Source organism: Variovorax sp. AC194 (assembly GCF_979257995.1).
On record NZ_OZ409823.1, the window covers coordinates 200,843 to 220,168 of the forward strand.

The following is a 19,326-nucleotide window of genomic DNA, read 5'->3' on the forward strand; positions in this document are numbered from 1 at the left end:
GAGAGCCAAGGGGAGGCGTCGAGTCTAAGCGAGGCCGGCGCGCGGAGGGCCGTTCGGGCGCCGGCTTTTGCCGGCGGCGCCGCATCTTTTACGGAATCAGACCGCCTCTTTGCGCGCCCAGACGATGCAGCGCTCGGCATCGAGGCCCGGAACCGTCAGTTGTTCCACGTGAAACACAGCCACTTCCGGAGGCAGAACGGCGAGTTCGTCGCTGGGCGTCTTGCCCTTCATGGCGAGCCAGACACCATCCGCCGCCAACAGATGCTTCGATCCGTTGAAGAAATCCGGCAGCGAAGCGAAGGCCCGTGAGCTGATGACGTTGTAGCTGCCTTCCAGCAATTCGACCCGCGCGTGCAATCCGCGGAGATTGGGCAATTCCAGTTCGGCCGCCACCTGTTGGACAAAGGCAGCCTTCTTGGCCACGGCATCCAGGCAGCTCACCTCGATCTCCGGACGCATGATCGCGATGATCACCCCCGGCAGTCCGGCGCCCGAACCCACGTCGAGCAGCCTGCCCTTCTTCGGATATTGCCGCTGCAGCGGTGCGATGACGGCCAGGCTGTCGAGTAGGTGATGCGTCATCACACCGGCCGGATCGCGCACCGCCGTCAGGTTGTAGACCTTGTTCCACTTGAGCATCAGCGTGCCGTAGGCCAGCAGTTGCTCCGCTTGCCGATCAGACAGGTGAACGCCGAGCGCTACCGCGCCTTCGCGCAGCGTATCGATGGGCGCGCTCATTCTGCAGACTGCGGCTCGGTGGCTGCTTCCGTCGCGGCGTCGCGGGCGAAGGCTTTGTGCCCGCCCTTGCGCAAATGGATCATCAAGAGCGAGATGGCGGCAGGTGTCACACCGGAGATGCGCGATGCCAGTCCCAGCGTTTCGGGCCGGTGCTTGTCCAGCTTCTGGCGAACTTCGAAGCTCAGGGCCTTGACCTGTCCGTAGTCGAAGTCGGCGGGCAGACGCAGGTTTTCGAAGTGAGCGGCACGCTCCACTTCGTCATGTTGGCGCTCGATATAGCCGGAATACTTGGCTGAAATCTCGATCTGCTCGATCTCGGTTTCGCTCAATGCCGAGCTGGTGCTGTATTTTCCGCCGTCCAGCGACATCAGCGTTTGGTAGTTCACATCGGGCCTGCGCAGCAAGTCGGCCAGGTTGTATTCGTGCTCGATGGCCTTGCCCAACACCCGCTCCGACTCCGCGGCCGGCAGGTTGCGCGGGTTCACCCAGATCGACTTGAGGCGCTCTGTTTCACGTGAAACAGCATCGCGCTTTCGGCTGAAAGCATCCCAGCGCGCGTCGTCCACCAAGCCCAACTTGCGCCCTGCTTCGGTCAGGCGCATGTCGGCGTTGTCCTCGCGCAGCTGCAGGCGAAACTCCGCGCGGCTGGTGAACATGCGGTATGGCTCGGTCACGCCCTTGGTGATCAGGTCGTCGACCAATACGCCCAGGTAGGCTTCGTCGCGGCGCGGCAGCCAGGCGTCTTCGCCACGGCATTGCAATGCGGCGTTGATGCCGGCGAACAGCCCTTGTGCGGCCGCTTCTTCGTACCCGGTTGTGCCATTGATTTGCCCGGCAAAGAACAGCCCCTTGACCGAGCGGGTCTCGAAGCTGCTCTTGAGTTCGCGCGGGTCGAAGTAGTCGTACTCGATCGCGTAGCCCGGCCGCAGGATGTGCGCGTTCTCCAGCCCCGGCATCGAGCGCACCAGCTGGTATTGGATGTCGAATGGCAGGCTCGTCGAGATCCCGTTCGGGTAGTACTCATTGGTCGTCAGGCCTTCGGGCTCGAGAAAGATCTGGTGGCTTTCCTTGTCGGCAAAGCGATTGATCTTGTCCTCGACGCTCGGGCAATAGCGCGGGCCGACGCCGTCGATCTTCCCGGTGAACATCGGGCTGCGGTCGAAGCCGGAGCGGATGATGTCGTGCGTGCGCGCGTTGGTGTGCGTGATCCAGCAGGCCATCTGCCGCGGATGCATTTCGGCGCGGCCCATGAAGCTGAACACCGGCATCGGTCCTGCCCCACCGGGCATGCCGTCGCCGGGCTGTTCGGTGCACTTCGAAAAGTCGATGCTGCGGCCATCCAGGCGCGGCGGCGTGCCCGTCTTCAGGCGCCCTTGCGGCAGCTTCAGTTCCTTCAGGCGCGCCGACAGGCTGATCGCCGGCGGATCGCCCGCGCGTCCGGCCTGGTAGTTGTCCAGGCCGACATGGATGCGGCCATCGAGGAATGTGCCCGCGGTCAGCACCACGGTGCGCGCGCGGAAAGCGATGCCCACCTGCGTGACGGCGCCGACCACGCGATCGCCCTCCACCATCAGGTCGTCGACCGCTTGCTGGAACAGGCTCAGGTTCGGCTGGTTTTCCAGGCGATGGCGGATCGCGGCCTTGTACAGCACGCGGTCGGCCTGGGCACGGGTGGCGCGCACGGCCGGCCCCTTGCTCGAATTGAGAATGCGAAATTGGATGCCCGCTTCGTCGGTGGCAATCGCCATCGCGCCGCCGAGCGCATCCACCTCTTTCACGAGATGCCCCTTGCCGATGCCGCCGATCGACGGGTTGCAGCTCATCTGCCCCAGCGTCTCGATGTTGTGGGAGAGCAGCAGCGTCTTGGCGCCCATGCGCGCGGCGGCGAGCGCGGCTTCGGTGCCGGCATGGCCACCGCCGACGACGATCACATCGAATTCTTCGGGGTACAGCATTTGAAAGAGGGGCGCACTACTTAAGACGCGTGCGCTGCGCAAAGGGGGCACCGATTTTAATCGGCGATGCCGTCTTGCGCCTGTTGTGTGGGCAAGCTAGAGGGCAATGCCAAACCGCCCGCATCGGCCCGTGGTTGCTGGATAGTCTGCTATATAATTAATAGCAAACTATCGTTGTCAGCCGGCGGTTTCCACCAGTTGCGTCACCGGAACCGGCTTTTCGATGCCGACCAGCGCGCCGCTGGGCGCGGGGGCGGCCGGCGGTGCGACGCTCTCATCCTGCACCTCGCGCACCACGAGCTTCTTGTCCGTCATGCGCACCGAGCCGAAGATGGTGCAGAAGGCCACGTCCTTCGCGTCGCGCCCGGTGCCCACGCGCACCAGCCGGTCGACGGGCGCCATGCGCGTTGCGTCGAACAGCACCCACTGCCCGCCGAGCCAGGCTTCGAACACGGCGTGGAAATCCTGCGGCGGTTCGTCGAACCACACATAGCCCACTACCAGCCGCGCCGGAATGTTCAGCGCGCGGCAGAAGGTGATGCCCAGGTGCGCGAAGTCGCGGCACACGCCCGCGCGCTCCACGAACACTTCGCGCGCGGTGGTGGTCGAGTCGCTGCTGCCCGGCTCGTAGGCGATGCTTTCATGGATCCAGTCGACGATCGCCTGCACGCGGCCGATGCCCGGCGGCAGTTCGCCGAAGAGCTGCTGCGCGCAGCGCGACATCAGGTCCGACTCGCAGTAGCGCGTGGGCATCATGTAGTGCAGCACCTCGTCGGGCACTTCGCTGACCGGCACTTCGCAGAGGTCCGGCGGCACGTGGACGTGCGAGCGCTGCACCGTCGCCCTGTAGCCGATCTTCAGCGGCCCCGGCTTCGCGTCGAAGCGGATGAAGCGATTGCCGCTGCCCTCGTCGCAGAACACCTGCATCTCGGTGGGCGGCTCGATGGTCAGCGTCTCCTCCACCACCGCCTGTGCGCCGGCGCGTGCGGCCTCGATGTTGAGCAGCATGTGCGCGGGCGCCGTCACCTCGTAGTCGAGTTGCGCGTCGATGTGGGAAATGTGCATGGGGAGTTTCTTCAGGCCCGTCGTCGCCGCGAGCGGTGTTCAGGTAATTGCCAATGCGTCTGCGTCACGAGCAGCACCCGCAGCACACGGTGCGCGGGGCTCTGCAACAGCATGTCGAGCGACCGCGCCTGCGGCCACTTCGTTTTCAAACGCTGCATCAGTCCAGCGCCTTCTTCACCGCGCCTACACCGAGGGCGGCGAGCACCACGAACAGCACGGCCAAGACGAGGAACAGGCCGAACAACAGCTTGGCGATACCGGCCGCGCCCGCCGCCACGCCGCCGAAGCCGAGCAGGCCGGCCACGAGGGAAATGACCGCAAAAATGATCGCGTACTTCAACATCCGAAACTCCTTGCAGCGGGCCTCGCCCACCGTGCCAGGAGCTTAGAAAGCGCACCGCATCGAACCGATAGTCACCAGCCCCAAGCAGCCGTAGGACAAAAACGCGACGCCACCAAACCCGCTAGCATCCGCGTCGGTTTCCCATAAAGATCAACCTCGTCATCCCATCCATTTCCCCTGGAGCCATTTCGCATGAAGCTGTATTACTCGCCCGGTGCCTGTTCCCTTTCGCCCCACATCGCGCTGCACGAGGCCGGCCTCGCCTTCGAACCCGTGATGGCCAGCACCAAGAGCCACAAGCTGCAGGACGGCACCGACTACTACGGCATCAACCCGCTGGGCTACGTGCCGATGCTCGAACTGGACGACGGCACGCGCCTGCGCGAAGGCCCGGCCATCCTGCAATACATCGCCGACCTCGCACCCACCAAGAACCTCGCGCCGGCCGCCGGCACGCTGCAGCGCTACCGCCTGCAGGAGTGGCTCACTTTCATCGGCACCGAGATCCACAAGGGCTACAGCCCGCTGTTCAACCCGAACATGCCGGAGGAAGCCAAGACCATCTTCAAGGACAAGCTCAAGTCGCGCTACGAATGGCTGGACAGCCAGCTCGCCGACAAGCAGTACCTGATGGGCGAGCAGTTCAGCGTGGCCGACGGATACCTCTTCACCGTGACCAACTGGACCAAGCCTACTGGCGTGGACATCTCGGCCTTCCCCAACGTGCAGGCCTGGCATGCGCGCGTGGCGGCCCGTCCGGCCGTGCAGGAAGCGATGAAGGCCGAAGGCCTGCTGAAGTAAACCGAAGCTCACAGAAGCAGCGAAGCGGCCGGATCCTTTCAGGGAAAACCCGGTCCGCTTCAGCCACAAGCCGCACGATGCGGCTTTTTTTTCGCGTCACGCTACGGGCAGCACGCCAGACACCGAAGGAACCCAGCGCCATGGCCGAAACCCCTCCCCCCGCCGAACTGCGCGAAGCGATGCGCGGGCCCGTGATGTGGCTCACCATCGACCGCGAGGAGCGGCGCAACGCGATCGACGCCGCCGTGCTCGCGCGCCTGTCCGAGGCCCTCGCGCGCGCCAACGCCGACCCCGCGGTGCGCGCCGTCGTCATCACCGGTGCCGGCACGCGCGCCTTCTGCGCGGGCGCCGACCTGCAGAGCGGCACCGCCTTCAAGTTCGATTACGCGCAGCCCTACCAGGGCTTTGCCAACCTCTTTCGCCAGGCGCGCCAGTCGACCGTGCCGCTCATCGCGCGCGTCAACGGCGCGTGCATGGCGGGCGGCATGGGGATCATGGCGATGTGCGACATGGCGGTGGCCAGCAGCGGCGCCGTGTTCGGCCTGCCCGAGGTGAAGGTCGGCCTCTTTCCCGCGCAAGTGCTCAGCGTGCTCGATGGCCTGCTGCCGCGCCGCGTGCTCGCCGAGATGTGCATCACCGGCGAACCCATCACCGCCGCGGAGGCGCTCGCGCATGGATTGATCAACCGCGTGAGCGACGACGTGGACGAGGGCGTCGAGTGGCTGCTCGGCCGGATGCTCGACAAGTCGCCCGCCGCCATCCGCCGCGGCCTCTACACGATGAAGAAGATCCAGGCGATGGCCTTCGAGGAATCGATGGCCTTCACCGAAAGCCAGATCGGCCTCTTCGCGCTCACCGAGGACGCGGCCGAAGGCCAGCTCGCCTTTCGCGAGAAGCGCAAGCCGCAATGGAGCGGCCGATGAGCAACAGCAAAGCCAGCAGCAGAGGCAGCAGCGAACGCATCGTCCGCATCGGCGGCGCCTCGGGCTTCTGGGGCGACAGCAGCGTGGGTGCGCCGCAACTGGTGGCCAGCGGGCAGATCGACTACCTCGTGTTCGACTACCTCGCCGAACTCACCATGTCGATCCTCGCGGGTGCGCGGCTCAAGAAGCCGGAGCTCGGCTACGCGACCGACTTTGTTTCGATCGCGATGAAGTCGGTGCTCAAGGATGTCGTGAAACAAGGCATCCGCGTCGTGAGCAATGCGGGCGGCGTGAATCCGCAAGGCTGCGCCGACGCATTGGCCGCGCTCGCCAAGGAGCAAGGCATCGAGCTGAAGATCGCTGTGGTGGGCGGCGACGACGTGTCCGCGCTGCTGCCGCAACTGCGCCAGGCCCAGCCGCCCGTGCGCGAATTGCAGAGCGGTGCGGCGCTGCCCGAACGCGTGCTCACCGCCAACGCCTACCTCGGCGCGCGGCCCATCCAGGCCGCGCTCGATGCGGGCGCGCAGGTGGTCATCACCGGCCGCTGCGTCGACTCGGCCGTCACGCTCGGCGTGCTGATGCATGAGTTCAAGTGGCAGCCCGGCGACCACGACCTGCTCGCCGCGGGCAGCCTCGCGGGCCACATCATCGAGTGCGGCTGCCAGGCCACCGGCGGCCTGCACACCGACTGGGAGACCGTGCCCGACTGGCCGCACATCGGCTACCCCATCGTCGAGTGCAGCGCGGATGGCAGCTTCGTCGTCACCAAGCCCGCGGGCACCGGCGGCAAGCTCGTGCCCGCGGTGGTGGGCGAGCAGATGCTCTACGAGATCGGCGACCCTGCCGCTTACCTGCTGCCCGATGTGACGGCCGACTTCACGCAGGTGCGCATCGAACAGGCCGGCGAGCACCGCGTGCGCGTGCAGGGCGCGCGCGGCCGTGCGCCGACCGCGAGCTACAAGGTCAGCGCCACCTATGTCGATGGCTTCAAGACCGCGGCGCAGCTCACCATCGTGGGCTTCGATGCGGCCGCGAAGGCGCGGCGCACGGGCGAGGCGATCCTCGTGCGCACCGGCGAACTCTTCGCGCAATCCGGCTTCGGCGCCTACAGCGCCACGCACATCGAAACACTGGGCGCGGAGTCCTGCTACGGCCCGCATGCGAACGCACAGGCGCTCCGGACGCGCGAGGTGGTGCTGCGGCTCGCGGTGACGCATCCGCGCAAGGAGGCGCTCGAGCTCTTCGCGCGCGAGGTGGCGCCGGCCGGCACCTCGTGGTCTCCAGGCACCACGGGCGCAGGCGGCGGGCGCGCTTCCGTGTCGCCGTCGATCCGGCAGTACGCCTTCCTGCTCGACAAGTCGCGGGTGGAGGCCAGTGTGAGCGTCGATGGGCAGCGCATCGATGTGCCGCGCACGTTCGCACCCGCTGTCGTCGATGCGCCCCCGCGACGCCCCGCCAGCGCCACGCCACACGAAGCGGCACCCGAGGCCCCCGACACCATCGAAGTGCCCCTCCTTCGCCTCGCCTGGGCCCGCAGCGGCGACAAGGGCGACACCTCGAACATCGGCGTCATCGCGCGCCACCCCGCCCTGCTGCCGCTCCTGCGCGCGCAGCTCACCGAAGCGCGCGTGGCCGAATGGCTCGCGCACCTCGTAAAGGGCCGCGTCACGCGCTACGAGGTGCCGGGCATCGACGCCTTCAACTTCGTCTGCGAGGAGGCGCTGGGCGGCGGCGGCATGGCGTCTCTGCGCAACGACCCGCTCGGCAAGGGCATGGGGCAGATCCTGCTCACGCTGCCGGTGCGCGTGAGCGCCGCGCTGCTGGCCTTGCTGCCCTGACGATCCATTAACACCAATCGGGACAACCGTGCGACAGCAGGGTTGAGGCCGGGCGCTTAGCCTTGCGCCTGTTTCAACTCTGCCCCTTCTTTCACGATGTCCACCCTCTTCGACCCCGTACAGGCCGGCGACCTGAAGCTCGCCAACCGCATCGTGATGGCGCCGTTGACGCGCAACCGATCGCCCAACGCCGTGCCGCCCGAGCTCGCCGCCACGTACTACGCGCAGCGCGCCAGCGCGGGCCTGCTGATCACCGAGGCCACCGCGATCAGCCACCAGGGCCAGGGCTATTCCGACGTGCCGGGCCTCTACGGCACCGAGCAGCTGGACGCCTGGAAGCGCGTGACCGACGCGGTGCACGCCAAGGACGGCAAGATCGTCGTGCAGCTGTGGCACGTAGGCCGCGTCTCGCACACCGAACTGCAACCCGATGGCGGTAAGCCCGTCGCGCCCTCGGCCATCACCGCCAAGACCAAGACCGTGCTCATCAAGGACGGCGTGCCCACCTTCGTGGAAACCTCCGAGCCGCGCGCGCTCGACGTCACCGAGCTGCCGGGCATCGTCCACGCCTACGCGGTCGCGGCCCGCAGCGCGGTCGAGACCGCCGGCTTCGACGGCGTCGAAGTGCACGGCGCCAACGGCTACCTGCTCGACCAGTTCCTGAAAGACGGCAGCAACAAGCGCACCGACGACTACGGTGGCCGCATCGAGAACCGCGCGCGCCTGCTGCTCGAAGCCACGCGCGCCGTGGTCGATGCGGTCGGCGGCGGCAAGACCGGCATCCGCCTGTCGCCCGTCACGCCCGCCAACGACGTGCACGACAGCAACCCGCAGCCGCTCTTCACCTACGTGGTCAAGCAGCTCGCGCAGCTGAACCTGGCCTACATCCACATCATCGAAGGCGCCACCGGCGGCCCGCGCGAAATCGAGGACCGGCCCTTCGACTACGAAGCCTTGAAGGCCGCCTACCGCGAAGCCGGCGGCAAGGGCGCATGGATGGTCAACAACGGCTACGACAAGCCGCTGGCCGATGAAGCTGTGAAGGAAGGCGATGACCTCATCGCCTTCGGCAAGCCCTTCATTTCCAACCCCGACCTGGTGCGGCGCCTGCGCGAGAACGCACCGCTCAACGAGCTCGACAAGGCCACGATGTACGGCGGCGGCGCCAAGGGCTACACGGACTATCCGGCCCTCGGCTGACCCGCAGGGCCATGGCAAGATGCGGCGGACATTTCCAAGTCCGCCACAGGAGAGAAACGCCATGGCCCGCATCGAGCAACGACTGGCCGCGCTCGGCCTCGTTCTTCCCCCGCCCGTGACGCCGCCGCCCGGCGTCGTGCTGCCCTTCCAGTTCGTGCGGCGCATCGGCCGCCGCGCCATCGTCTCGGGCCACGGCCCGCTCAATTCAGACGGCACCATCGCCGCGCCGCTAGGCAAGCTGGGGCGCGAAGTGAGCGTCGAGCAAGGCTATGCGGCGGCACGTCTGACCGCATTGGCGATGCTCGGCAGCCTGCAGCGCGCGCTCGGCGATCTGAACCGCATCACCGCCTGGACGCGCGTGTTCGGCATGGTCGCTTCGGCGCCCGGCTTCGACAAGCAGCCGGCGGTGATCAACGGCTTCTCGGACCTCATCCTCGAACTCTTCGGGCCCGACATCGGCGCGCACGCGCGCAGTGCCGTGGGCATGGCGGAGCTGCCGTTCAACATCCCGGTCGAGATCGAGGGCGAGGTGGAGTTCGACGCGTGAGCGCCGCTGCGCCGTGGCTGCTGCGGCGTGCCGACGCAAGCGACGCGGCATCCATCACCGCCTGCGCCGCCGAAGCCTTCCGCCACTACATTCCGCGCCTGGGCCTCACGCCGATTCCGATGACCAAGGACTACGGCGCGGCCATCGCGCACGCGCAGGTCTGGATCGCCACGCAGCACGGCGAAACCATCGCCGCGCTGGTACTAGACGTCACCGACGAAGGCTTCCTGATCGACGTGATCGCGGTGCGGCCGCAGCACCAGGGCACCGGCGCGGGACGCGCCTTGCTCGAACTCGCCGAGCGCGAAGCACTGCGGCAAGGCCACGAGTCGATCTACCTCTTCACCAACGAGAAGATGACCGAGAACCGCGCGCTCTACGAACGCATCGGCTATGTCGAATACAAGCGCCTCGCCTTCGCGGAGCGCACCCGCGTCTTCCTGCGCAAGCCCTTGAAGAAGTGACCGCCATGCAGCTGGCCCGCATTCACCACGTCGCGATCATCTGCGCCGACTACGCGCGCTCCAAGCGCTTCTACACCGAGGTGCTCGGCCTGCGCGTCGTCGCCGAAAACTACCGCGCAGCGCGCGATTCGCACAAGCTCGATCTTGCGTTGCCCGACGGTTCGCAGGTCGAGCTGTTCTCGTTTCCCGAGGCGCCCGCGCGCCCCACGCGGCCCGAGGCGCAGGGGCTGCGGCACCTGTCCTTCGAAGTGCATGACGTGCAGGCCGCGGCCGATGAACTCGCGGCGCAAGACATCACTGTGGAGCCGCTGCGCATCGACGAATACACGGGCCGGCGCTTCACTTTCTTCGCCGATCCCGACGGCCTTCCGCTCGAACTCTACGAAGCCGAACCGGCCGAAGACCTCGATGCGCTGCTGTTGAAGCTCGAAGGCGCGCTGCATCTGCGCGAGGTGCGGTCCAGCGCCGCGCAGCTGGAAGAATTGCTCGACGACGACTTCCGCGAGCTCGGCGTGTCGGGCACCGAATGGACACGGCCCGCAATCATCGAAGCGCTGCGCGACGAAGCCTTTTCGAAGCGAACGATTTCGGATTTCCGCGTGCAGCGCATGGCGCCCGATGTGGCGCTGGTCACCTATCGCGCGCACCGCGCCGCGATACCCGAGCGGCCCGCCGCCGACTCGCTGCGCAGTTCGCTGTGGCGCCTTCGTCGCGGCAGATGGCGCATGGCGTTCCACCAGGGCACGCCGCTTTCGACACAGACCTAGGCGACTTCCCCGAACGCCACGCTCACGCGCAGGCCCGTGGGCTCGGCCGCTTCGAGCCGCAGCTCCGCGCCCAGCAGCTCGGCATAGCGCGACACGATCGACAGCCCCAGCCCCGAGCCCTGCCCCAGCTTCTGTCCCGCGGGGCCTTGCGCCCAGCGCTGCATCAGGTCGCGCTGCGCTTCGATCGGAATGCCGGGCCCGTCGTCGATCACGCTCAGCGTGCGCCCCGCAAGCTCGACCGTGATCGTGCGGCCGCCGTAGCGCAGCGCGTTGTCGATGAGGTTGTCCAGGATGCCTTCGACCAGCGCTTCGTTGGCCATCACGACCACGCCGTCGTCCAGGCCGCGCGCACCGAGGTCCACGCCCCGCGCATCCGCGCGCGCCAGGTGGCGCAGCACCGTCTGCTCGGCCAGCGCATCGAGGTGCACCGGCGCGCGCGCCAGGCTCGTGCGCGCTTCCTCGGCCAGCGCGAGTGCGAGCAGCTGGTCGATCAGGTGGCTCGCACGCGCCTGGCGCTCCGACACGCGCTCGAGCTGCTCGCGCCAGACAGTCGTGTCGTGCTGCGCGAGGCCGTACTCGGCCAGCGCGCGGATGCCCGCGAGCGGCGTGCGCAGTTCGTGCGCCACGTTGCCCACGAATTCGCGCTGCGCCTGCACGCTGTGGCCCAGCCGCTCGAACAGCGAATTGACCGCATTGCCCAAACGCTGCAGCTCGCGCGAGGTCTGCGCCACCGCCACCGGAGAAAGATCGCGCACGTCGCGCCGGTCGAGCGCGCGCTGCAGATCGCCCAGGGGCCGCAGGTCGCTGCGGATGCCGTACCAGAGCCACACGGCCAGCAGCACCAGGAGCAGGATCTGCGGCGCCAATGCAAAGCCGAGCAGCTGCCGCACCAGCGCCGTGCGGCTGAGCGTGGTCTGCGCGATCACCACGCGGTAGGGCATGGCGATGCCGGGCTCCGCGTCGTGCTCGAGCGTCACCGCGCGCATGGGCTTGCCCTGGTAGGTCACGTCGGAGAAACGGTAGCGCGCGCCACCCGCGGGCAACGGCGCCTGCAGTTCCGGCTCGCCCGAGATCAGCGTGCCGTCGAGCCGCTGCACCGAGAAGTGGACCTTGTCGATCTGGTCGAAGAGCACCGTGGCCACTTCGCGCGGCGTGAGCAGGAGCTCGATGCCTCGCTCGCCCGCCTGCACGTTGGCCGACAGCGCATACGCATCGTCGAGCATGCCGCGGTCGAAGGCCTGTTCGGAAAAGTAGTTGGCGATGACCAGCGCGATCACCGCGCCGAGCATCCACGTGAGTGCCAGCGGCACCAGCACGTTGCGCAGGACGCGCCGCGTGAGCGACGGCGCGATCGGCCGCGCGATCAGCGAAGCGGTGCTGTCCGTCACACCTCGGCTTCGAGCAGGTAGCCGATGCCGCGCAGCGTGCGGATGCTCGCGCCGGTGCCCAAGAGCTTTTTGCGAAGGCGCGAGATGAACGCCTCGAGCGCGTTGTCGCCCAGCGACTCGTCGAAGCTGGAGAGCTTGTCGGACAGCGCACGCTTGCTCACGGTGCGGCCCGGCGGGCTCATCAGCTCCCACAGCACCTCGAACTCACGCGCGGGCAGGTCGAGCGGGCCGCCCGCGGTGGAGAAGCGGCGCGCCTTGCGGTCGAGCTTCAACTGGCCGAGCAGCACGATGTCTTCGGTGCCCTTCGCGCGGCGCACGAGGGCACGCAGGCGCGCCTCGACTTCGGCGAGATCGAAGGGCTTGCCCAGGTAGTCGTCGGCGCCCGCATCCAGGCCCGCGATGCGCTCCTCGGTGCGGCCGCGCGCGGTGAGCACGAGCACCGGCGTGCGGTCGCCGCGTGCGCGTGCCTGCCTGAGCGCCGTGAGGCCGCTCGCCAGGCCGCTCGTGGGGCTCGCGGTGGCCGGCAGGTTGAGGTCGAGCAGCACCGCGTCGAAGGGCTGCACGCGCCAGAGGTGGTCGGCGTCTTCGACGTTGGTCGACACGTCGACCCGATGGCCCGCGTCCGCCAGGCTGCGCAGCATCACATCGCGCAGGACGGCGTCATCTTCGACAAGCAGGATTCGCATGGTGGTGGGGGTGGTGGAAGTGTGAAGAGTTGCTGAATGGATGGGTCAGGGGCCGGTCAGTAGCTCCACACGATAGTCGTTGCATGAGCATACGACAGCAGCATGAAACAGGGGCCATTTTCGTGGCCGGCGCCACACGATGAGCGCACGCGATTCCTCCGATCAGCTGAGCATGGTGCCGCGCGAGGTGCAACGCACCGCGGTGGTCCTGCTGCATGGTTTATGCAGCACGCCTGACGAGTTGCTGACCGTGCAATCGGCATTGCGCGCCCGGGGGTATGCGGTGCAACCGCTGTCGATCGACGGCTACTCGTTCGATGCCGATGCGCCGCTGCAGCATGCCGCGCCGTACGAGCGCTGGCTCGATGCCGTCCAGGCGCAGGTCAAGGCGCTGCGCGCGCAGCACGACCGCGTGATGCTGGTCGGCATCTCCGCCGGCTCCTCGCTTGCGCTGGGCGCGGCCATCCGCTGCGGGCGCGACGTCGATGCGCTGGTGCTCATGTCCACCACGCTGCGCTTTGACGGCTGGGCGATTCCGCGCACGCAGTTCCTCTTGCCGCTGGCCTTCTACACGCCGCTCGGGCGCCTCTGGCAATACCGCGAACGCCCGCCTTACGGCGTGAAGAACGAACGCGTGCGCGCCTGGATCGAGCGCGAGCTGCGGCATCGCAAGATCTCGCGCGCCGGCAGCTCGGTGATCGGCGTGGGGCACCTGCGCGAACACGACCGGCTGATCCGCCATGTGCGGCGCAACCTGAACGCCGTGCAATGCGACAACGTGCTCGCGCTGCATGCCCAGCAGGACGAGGTGGCCAGCGTGGCCAACCTCGACATCCTCGCGCGCGGCCTTCGCTGCCGCGCCTTCCGCACCGTGGTCGTGGCCAACAGCTACCACATGATCACGATCGACAACGACCGCCAGCAGGTCGTGCGCGAAACCGTGTCGTTCGCCGACGCGGTCGCGCATGGGACGATGCCCGCGCATCCCCTGTACGCATGAGTTCGCAAGAACGCACACACCCGAAAGGAACACCGCCCATGTCCTCGCCCACCTTCAACAGCATCGCGACGATCCTGGAGACCGACTTCAAGCTCGATCGCAGCGCCATCTCGCCGGCCACCGTGCTGACCGACCTCGGCCTCGATTCGCTCGCGCTGATGGAGTTCGTCTTCGCGGTGGAAGACGCCTTTCACCTGCGCATTCCAGAGGACCGGCTCGACCCGCGCGAGGCCGGCATCACGCTGCAGCGCCTGTGCGAGGTGATCGACACCGAGAGCAGAGGCGTGACCGCGCCGTCGACAGAAGCAGCCCACGCATGAGCAGCGGTGCCGCGCACGCCGTTCTCGCTGCCTCCGCGGCACGTGCCGCATCGGCCCCCGTGCGCGTGAGCGGCATGGGCTTCGTCACGCCGATCGGCCGCACCGTGGAGGCCTTCGACGACGCGCTCTTCGCCGGCCGCTCGGCCGTGCGCGCGCAGACGCTGGAGATCAAGGGCATGGACCCGATGTCGCTCGCCGTGGCTGCCTGCGATTTCGATTCGAACGGCGTGCGCAGCACCTCGCGCCTGCCGCTGGACCGCGGCACGGCGATGGCGCTGGCCGCCGCGCAGGACGCGGCTACGCAGGCCGGGCTCGGCGCCGACAGCGTCGACCCCGAGCGCCTGGGCATCTTCTGGGGCAGCGGCCTTGCGGGCGCGGGCGCCTTCGACACCACGACCAGCGCGCTCTACGGCGAGCACAAGCGCATGCGCCCGACGACCGTGCTCACCGTGATGCCCAACGCCGCGGTCGCGGAGCTCGCACTGCACTTCGGCGCGCGCGGCTCGGCCATTGCCTACGCGTGCGCCTGCGCCTCCTCGGCCGTGGCCATCGGCGAGGCGATGCGCGCCATCCGCGGCGGCTGGATCGACGTCGCCATCGTCGGCGGCCACGACGCCATGCTCACGCCCGGCGTGATGGCCAGCTGGCACGCGATGCGCGTGATGGCGCCGCCGCCGGCCGATGCGCCCTCCGCCGCCTGCCGGCCTTTCTCCGGCGACCGCGCGGGCTTTGCCATCGGCGAAGGCGCGGCCGCGCTGGTGATCGAATCCGAAGCGCATGCACAGGCACGCGGTGCAGAAGCGTCTCCCTTCGTGCTCGCGGGCTACGCCACCAACTGCGACGGCACGCACATCACCAACCCCGACAGCGCCGGCCAGGTGCGTGCCATGCGCGCCGCCTTGCGCGATGCCGGCATCGAGGCCTCGGACATCGGCCACATCAACGCGCACGGCACCGCCACCTCGGCCGGCGATGCGGCCGAAGCCGCATCGATCCGCGAGGTGTTCGGCAATGCCACGCCCGTGAGCGCCACCAAGGCGATCCACGGCCACGTGCTCGGCGGCGGCGGCGCCATCGAGCTCATCGCGGCGCTGCGCGCACTGGCGCGCGAGTCGCTTCCGCCCATCGCCAACCTGCAGACGCCCGATGCCGCTTTCGATCTCGACTTCGTGCGCGGTGAAGCGCGCGAAGCCAAGGGCATCCGCTACGCGCTCTCCAACTCCTTCGCTTTCGGCGGCACCAACGCGGTGATCGTGGCCGGCCTCTCTTCGGATGCGACGGGCGGGTCGGGTCGCTGAAGATTCGCTGAAGGCTTGCTGAAAAAAAGAGCGCGGTGCATCGGCTGGTCGTTCTCGTCGTGCCCGTGTTCGCGCTGCTCATGGCGTGCGAATTCGCATGGGGCTGGTCGAAGCGCCGCAACACCTACCGCTTCAGCGACACGCTCGGCAGCCTGAGCCAGGGCCTCTTGAGCCAGGCGCTCGCGGTGTGCACGCAGCTCTTCCAGATCGGCCTCTACGCGATGGTCTATCCGCTGGTCGCGATCTGGACGCGGCCCACCTTCTGGGAGAGCGCCATCGGCTGGATCGCCGCGGTGCTGCTGTTCGACTTCTGCGACTACTGGCTGCATCGCGCGGGCCATGAGTCGGCGGTGTTCTGGGCCGCGCACTCGGTGCATCACCAGAGCCAGCAGTTCAACTTCTCGACCGCGCTGCGGCAAGAGAGCATGGTGGCTTTTCTCGGCTGGGGCTTCTACCTGCCGATGGCCATCATCGGCGTGCCGCCCGAGCAGTTCGGCATCGCGGGGCTCATCGTGCTGGTCTACCAGTTCTGGATCCACACCGAGCACATCGGCAAGCTCGGCTGGTTCGACCGCGTGTTTTCCTCGCCCTCGAACCACCGCGTGCACCACGCGGTGAACGACGGCTATGTGGACCGCAACTACGGCGGCATGCTCGTGGTGTGGGACCGCCTGTTCGGCACCTTCGCCGAAGAGAACGAGCGCTGCGTCTACGGGACGCGCAAGGCGCTCGCGAGCTTCGATCCGCTGCGGGCGATCCTCGAGCCGTATGCACCGCTGCTGCGCGACAGCTGGCACACCCGCAGGTGGCGCGACAAGCTCGCGGTGTGGTTCAAGCCGCCGGGCTGGCGGCCGGCGGATGTGACAGCGCAATTTCCGGAAGCGCCGTTCTCGCTCGACGAGGCGATGCACATCCACGATCCAGCGCTGACCCGCGCGCAGGTGGTCTCGGCATCGATCCACTTCATCGGATGGATCGGCGTGACGCTCGCCTTTCTGTGGGGCGCGGACGATATCGCGTTCCGGACCGGGCTCGAAATTCTCGCGCTGGCCGTCGCAGGTTTCTGGGCCATCGGCGCGGTGCTGGATTCGCGCATTCGCCTGCGATGGGCATGGTGCATTCAATGCGCGTTGCTGGCGTTCTCGATGGTGCTGATGGCCTGAAGCGCAGTCGCTAAGCTCGGCGCTTCCATCGCTCCGGGACTTTCATCATGCGCAGGCTCGCCACGCCCGAAGACCTCCACGCCGTCTTCACGCTCTACATGCACGCGAAGGTCGTGCCCTATCTCGGCTACGACCCGATGCCGCTCGAGGACTTCCGGCCCATCTACCAGGAGATGGTCGAGAGCGGCCGCTTCTTCGTCTACGTACTGGACGGGCGGATCGCCGGCTTCTATCGCGCGACGCGCTATCCGGGCCGGGTGCAGCATGTGGCCAGCCTGGGCACGCTGGCTGTCGATCCCGCGCTGCATGGCCAGGGCGTGGCGCTCGCGATGGTGAGCCAGGCGATCGACGAACTGAAGGCGGCAGGCGTCAAGCGCATCGAGCTCTGCGTGGAAAGCGACAACGCGCCGGGCCTGCGCTTCTACGAGAAGCTGGGTTTTCAGCGCGAAGGCACGCTGCGCAAGTTCTACAAAAGATCCGATGACGCAGAGGCCATCGACGATCACATGATGGCGCTGCTGTTCGACTGAAACGGTTTAGGGCTTCCAGCGGCGCAGCAGCAGCGCGTTCGCCATCACGCTCACGCTCGACAGCGCCATCGCCGCGCCGGCCACCACCGGGCTCAGCAGGCCGAAGGCCGCGAGCGGGATGCCGGCCACGTTGTAGGCAAAGGCCCAGAACAGGTTCTGCCGGATCTTCGCCACGGTGCGCGCGGAAAGTTCGAACGCCTGGGCCACCAGCGCGAGGTCGCCGCGCATCAGCGTGATGCCGGCCGCTTCCATCGCCACGTCGGTGCCACCGCCCGAGGGCGCCATCGCGATGCCCACGTCGGCCGCGGCGAGCGCGGGCGCGTCGTTGGCACCGTCGCCGACCATCGCCACCACGTGGCCGTCGCGACGCAAGGCGCTGACCTGCGCGGCCTTGTCGGCCGGCAGCACGTCGGCGCGCACGTCCTCGATCGCGATGCCGAGCTGCGCCGCCATGGCTTGCGCCGCGCGCAGGTTGTCGCCCGAGATCATCACCACGCGCAGGCCCCTCGCACGCAGCGTGCGAATGGCTTCGGCGGCCTGTGGCTTGGGCTCGTCGGCGAAGGCCAGCAGGGCCTGCACATGTGCGGCACCTGCTTCATCGAAACGCAACAGCGCCGACACCGTGGCGCCTTGCGCCTGCAGGCTTTCGATCTCGGCTTCCGCGGGCATCGCATCGAGCTCCCTGCACCAGCGCAGGCTCGCGATGGCCCAGGTGGCGCCGTTCACTTCGCCGCGAACGCCACGGCCCGGCATGGCCTGCATCGCGCCCAGGGGCAGCGCCTGCACGCCGCGCTGCGCAGCGGCCGCGAGCACCGCGCGTGCGAGCGGATGCTCGCTGCCGCCTTGCAGGCTGGCGGCCGTTGCCAGCAGTTGGTCTTCCGTGGCCTCGATGCCTGCAACCGGCAGCAATGCAGTGAGCACCGGCCGCCCCAATGTCAGCGTGCCGGTCTTGTCGAAGGCGACGGTATCGACGCGGTGCGCGATCTCCAGCGAGCGTGCGTCCTTGATCAGGATGCCGTGCCGCGCAGCCACGCCGGTGCCGGCCATCACAGCCACTGGCGTTGCGAGGCCCAACGCGCAAGGGCAGGCAATCACCAGCACGGCGACCGCATGGATCAACGCGGTTTCGATGCCCGCGCCTGCGAGCAACCAGCCCATCAGCGTGACCAGCGCAATCACCAGCACCACGGGCACGAACACGGCCGCGACCTTGTCCACCAACCGCTGGATCGGCGCCTTGGCGGCTTGCGCATCCTCGACCAGGCGGATGATGCGTGCCAGCACGCTCTCGGCGCCGATCGCACGCACCTCGATCACCATCCGGCCATCGCCGTTGACCGCACCGCCGGTGAGCGCATCGCCCGGTCCCTTGGCCACCGGCAGGGGTTCGCCGGTGAGCATCGATTCATCGACTTCGGACTGCCCTTTGATCACGCGCGAATCGGCCGGCACGCGCTCGCCGGGCCGCACGGCGAGGCGGTCGCCCACCATCACCTCGGCGAGCGGCACATCGCTCTCGCCGCGCGCGCCCACCAGGTGCGCCACTTCGGGCCGCAGTTGCTGCAGCGCACGGATCGCGGAAGTCGCCTGGCGCTTGGCACGCGCCTCTAGCCACTTGCCCAGCAGCACCAGCGTGATCACTACGGCGGCTGCTTCGAAATAGAGATGCGGCATCCCGCCGTGGCCCGCGTGTTCGCCCGTTGTCGCGCGCCACCACAGCCACAGCGACAGCCCGAAGGCCGCGCTGGTGCCGAGCGCCACCAGCAGGTCCATGTTGCCGGTGCGGGCCTGGGCCGCATGCCAGCCCGCGCGATAGAAACGCGCGCCCAGCCAGAACTGCACCGGCGCGGCGAGCAACAGTTGCAGCCAGGGCGGCAGCATCCAGTCCTGTCCGAACGGATCGCCGAGCATCGGCGCCAAAAGCGGAATCGACAGTGCCAGGCCGACGGCCACCGGGCCGAAGCCGTGCCACGGCGACAGGGCCGCCGCTTCGTCGGCCGCGCTGCTCGCCGCGCGCGGCTCGTAGCCGGCGGCCCGCACGGCGCGGCGCAGGCGCGCGTCCATGTCTTCGGCATCGGTGGTCACCACGCGGGCCGATTCGGTCGCGAGGTTCACGCTCACGTCCTGCACGCCGGACACGTTCTTCAAGGCGCGCTCCACGCGCATCACGCACGAAGCGCAGGTCATGCCGCCCACCGAGAGGTCCAGCGTGGCGGTGGTTGACGAGGGGGGTTGCTGCAAAGTTTCCATGTCCCGAAGACTAAAGCCTCACACCATGGCAAGGTCAAGGCCGGATCTGA

The 19,326-nt window shown here is 68.0% G+C and carries 19 protein-coding genes and 1 pseudogene; 12 read left to right on the plus strand and 8 right to left on the minus strand.

Features of this window, described 5'->3' with window-relative positions; translation table 11 throughout:
- Positions 1-96: 96 nt before the first annotated feature.
- From rsmG to ACZYRS_RS00990, 5 genes are all read right to left on the minus strand, one after another.
- The gene (gene rsmG / locus ACZYRS_RS00970) at positions 97-738 is read right to left on the minus strand and encodes a 16S rRNA (guanine(527)-N(7))-methyltransferase RsmG (RefSeq protein WP_463417787.1); all 642 of its coding nucleotides are present in this window, start codon (positions 736-738) and stop codon (positions 97-99) included.
- Positions 735-2,693 (minus strand): tRNA uridine-5-carboxymethylaminomethyl(34) synthesis enzyme MnmG, encoded by a 1,959-nt coding sequence (gene mnmG / locus ACZYRS_RS00975; RefSeq protein WP_463422435.1) that lies wholly within the window; start codon positions 2,691-2,693, stop codon positions 735-737. Before mnmG ends, rsmG begins: the two co-directional genes overlap by 4 nt.
- A gap of 177 nt (positions 2,694-2,870) precedes the next feature.
- Positions 2,871-3,758: a transglutaminase-like domain-containing protein gene (locus ACZYRS_RS00980; protein WP_463417788.1), complete on the minus strand. Its 888-nt coding sequence runs from the start codon at positions 3,756-3,758 to the stop codon at positions 2,871-2,873.
- A gap of 11 nt (positions 3,759-3,769) precedes the next feature.
- A complete protein-coding gene (locus ACZYRS_RS00985; RefSeq protein WP_463417789.1) occupies positions 3,770-3,916 on the minus strand; it encodes a hypothetical protein in 147 nt (48 codons plus the stop codon).
- On the minus strand, positions 3,916-4,101 hold the full coding sequence (locus ACZYRS_RS00990) for a DUF1328 family protein (protein ID WP_013538518.1): 186 nt from the start codon (positions 4,099-4,101) through the stop codon (positions 3,916-3,918). The genes ACZYRS_RS00985 and ACZYRS_RS00990 overlap by 1 nt, the downstream gene beginning before the upstream one ends.
- A 192-nt stretch (positions 4,102-4,293) precedes the next feature.
- Between ACZYRS_RS00990 and gstA the strand changes: the two genes are divergently transcribed.
- From gstA to gloA2, 7 genes are all read left to right on the plus strand, one after another.
- The gene (gene gstA, locus ACZYRS_RS00995) at positions 4,294-4,902 is read left to right on the plus strand and encodes a glutathione transferase GstA (protein WP_198785501.1); all 609 of its coding nucleotides are present in this window, start codon (positions 4,294-4,296) and stop codon (positions 4,900-4,902) included.
- A 140-nt stretch (positions 4,903-5,042) separates the two neighbouring features.
- Positions 5,043-5,825, plus strand: a complete 783-nt coding sequence (locus ACZYRS_RS01000) for an enoyl-CoA hydratase/isomerase family protein (protein WP_463417790.1) — start codon at positions 5,043-5,045, stop codon at positions 5,823-5,825.
- Complete coding sequence (locus ACZYRS_RS01005; protein ID WP_463417791.1) at positions 5,822-7,663, plus strand: acyclic terpene utilization AtuA family protein; 1,842 nt, start codon at positions 5,822-5,824, stop codon at positions 7,661-7,663. Before ACZYRS_RS01000 ends, ACZYRS_RS01005 begins: the two co-directional genes overlap by 4 nt.
- 96 nt (positions 7,664-7,759) lie before the next feature.
- The gene (locus ACZYRS_RS01010; protein ID WP_463417792.1) at positions 7,760-8,863 is read left to right on the plus strand and encodes an alkene reductase; all 1,104 of its coding nucleotides are present in this window, start codon (positions 7,760-7,762) and stop codon (positions 8,861-8,863) included.
- A gap of 61 nt (positions 8,864-8,924) precedes the next feature.
- Positions 8,925-9,410: a RidA family protein gene (locus ACZYRS_RS01015; RefSeq protein WP_463417793.1), complete on the plus strand. Its 486-nt coding sequence runs from the start codon at positions 8,925-8,927 to the stop codon at positions 9,408-9,410.
- Positions 9,407-9,874: a GNAT family N-acetyltransferase gene (locus tag ACZYRS_RS01020; RefSeq protein ID WP_463417794.1), complete on the plus strand. Its 468-nt coding sequence runs from the start codon at positions 9,407-9,409 to the stop codon at positions 9,872-9,874. Before ACZYRS_RS01015 ends, ACZYRS_RS01020 begins: the two co-directional genes overlap by 4 nt.
- A 5-nt stretch (positions 9,875-9,879) precedes the next feature.
- Entirely contained in the window at positions 9,880-10,641 is a 762-nt protein-coding gene (gene gloA2 / locus ACZYRS_RS01025; RefSeq protein ID WP_463417795.1) for an SMU1112c/YaeR family gloxylase I-like metalloprotein, read from the plus strand.
- On the opposite strand, the gene ACZYRS_RS01030 is transcribed toward gloA2, so the two are convergent.
- Positions 10,638-12,029, minus strand: coding sequence for a sensor histidine kinase (locus ACZYRS_RS01030; protein ID WP_463417796.1), 1,392 nt, complete (start codon positions 12,027-12,029; stop codon positions 10,638-10,640). The two genes, gloA2 and ACZYRS_RS01030, sit on opposite strands and share 4 nt — an antisense overlap.
- Positions 12,026-12,715, minus strand: a complete 690-nt coding sequence (locus ACZYRS_RS01035) for a response regulator transcription factor (RefSeq protein WP_013538509.1) — start codon at positions 12,713-12,715, stop codon at positions 12,026-12,028. The genes ACZYRS_RS01030 and ACZYRS_RS01035 overlap by 4 nt, the downstream gene beginning before the upstream one ends.
- Before the next feature lie 139 nt (positions 12,716-12,854).
- On the opposite strand from ACZYRS_RS01035, the gene ACZYRS_RS01040 reads away from it, so the two are divergent.
- The 5 genes and pseudogenes from ACZYRS_RS01040 to ACZYRS_RS01060 form a co-directional block, all read left to right on the plus strand.
- Positions 12,855-13,715: an alpha/beta hydrolase gene (locus ACZYRS_RS01040; protein ID WP_463417797.1), complete on the plus strand. Its 861-nt coding sequence runs from the start codon at positions 12,855-12,857 to the stop codon at positions 13,713-13,715.
- 38 nt (positions 13,716-13,753) lie between these two features.
- The gene (locus ACZYRS_RS01045; RefSeq protein ID WP_463417798.1) at positions 13,754-14,035 is read left to right on the plus strand and encodes a phosphopantetheine-binding protein; all 282 of its coding nucleotides are present in this window, start codon (positions 13,754-13,756) and stop codon (positions 14,033-14,035) included.
- Entirely contained in the window at positions 14,032-15,333 is a 1,302-nt protein-coding gene (locus ACZYRS_RS01050) for a beta-ketoacyl-[acyl-carrier-protein] synthase family protein (protein ID WP_463417799.1), read from the plus strand. Before ACZYRS_RS01045 ends, ACZYRS_RS01050 begins: the two co-directional genes overlap by 4 nt.
- A 35-nt stretch (positions 15,334-15,368) precedes the next feature.
- A complete protein-coding gene (locus tag ACZYRS_RS01055; RefSeq protein WP_463417800.1) occupies positions 15,369-16,496 on the plus strand; it encodes a sterol desaturase family protein in 1,128 nt (375 codons plus the stop codon).
- Between the two features lie 29 nt (positions 16,497-16,525).
- A pseudogene (locus ACZYRS_RS01060) lies at positions 16,526-17,026 on the plus strand (N-acetyltransferase family protein); the annotation flags it as partial.
- Positions 17,027-17,032: 6 nt separating this feature from the next.
- Here ACZYRS_RS01060 and ACZYRS_RS01065 read toward each other — a convergent pair.
- A complete protein-coding gene (locus ACZYRS_RS01065) occupies positions 17,033-19,276 on the minus strand; it encodes a heavy metal translocating P-type ATPase (RefSeq protein WP_463417801.1) in 2,244 nt (747 codons plus the stop codon).
- Between the last annotated feature and the right edge of the window lie 50 nt (positions 19,277-19,326).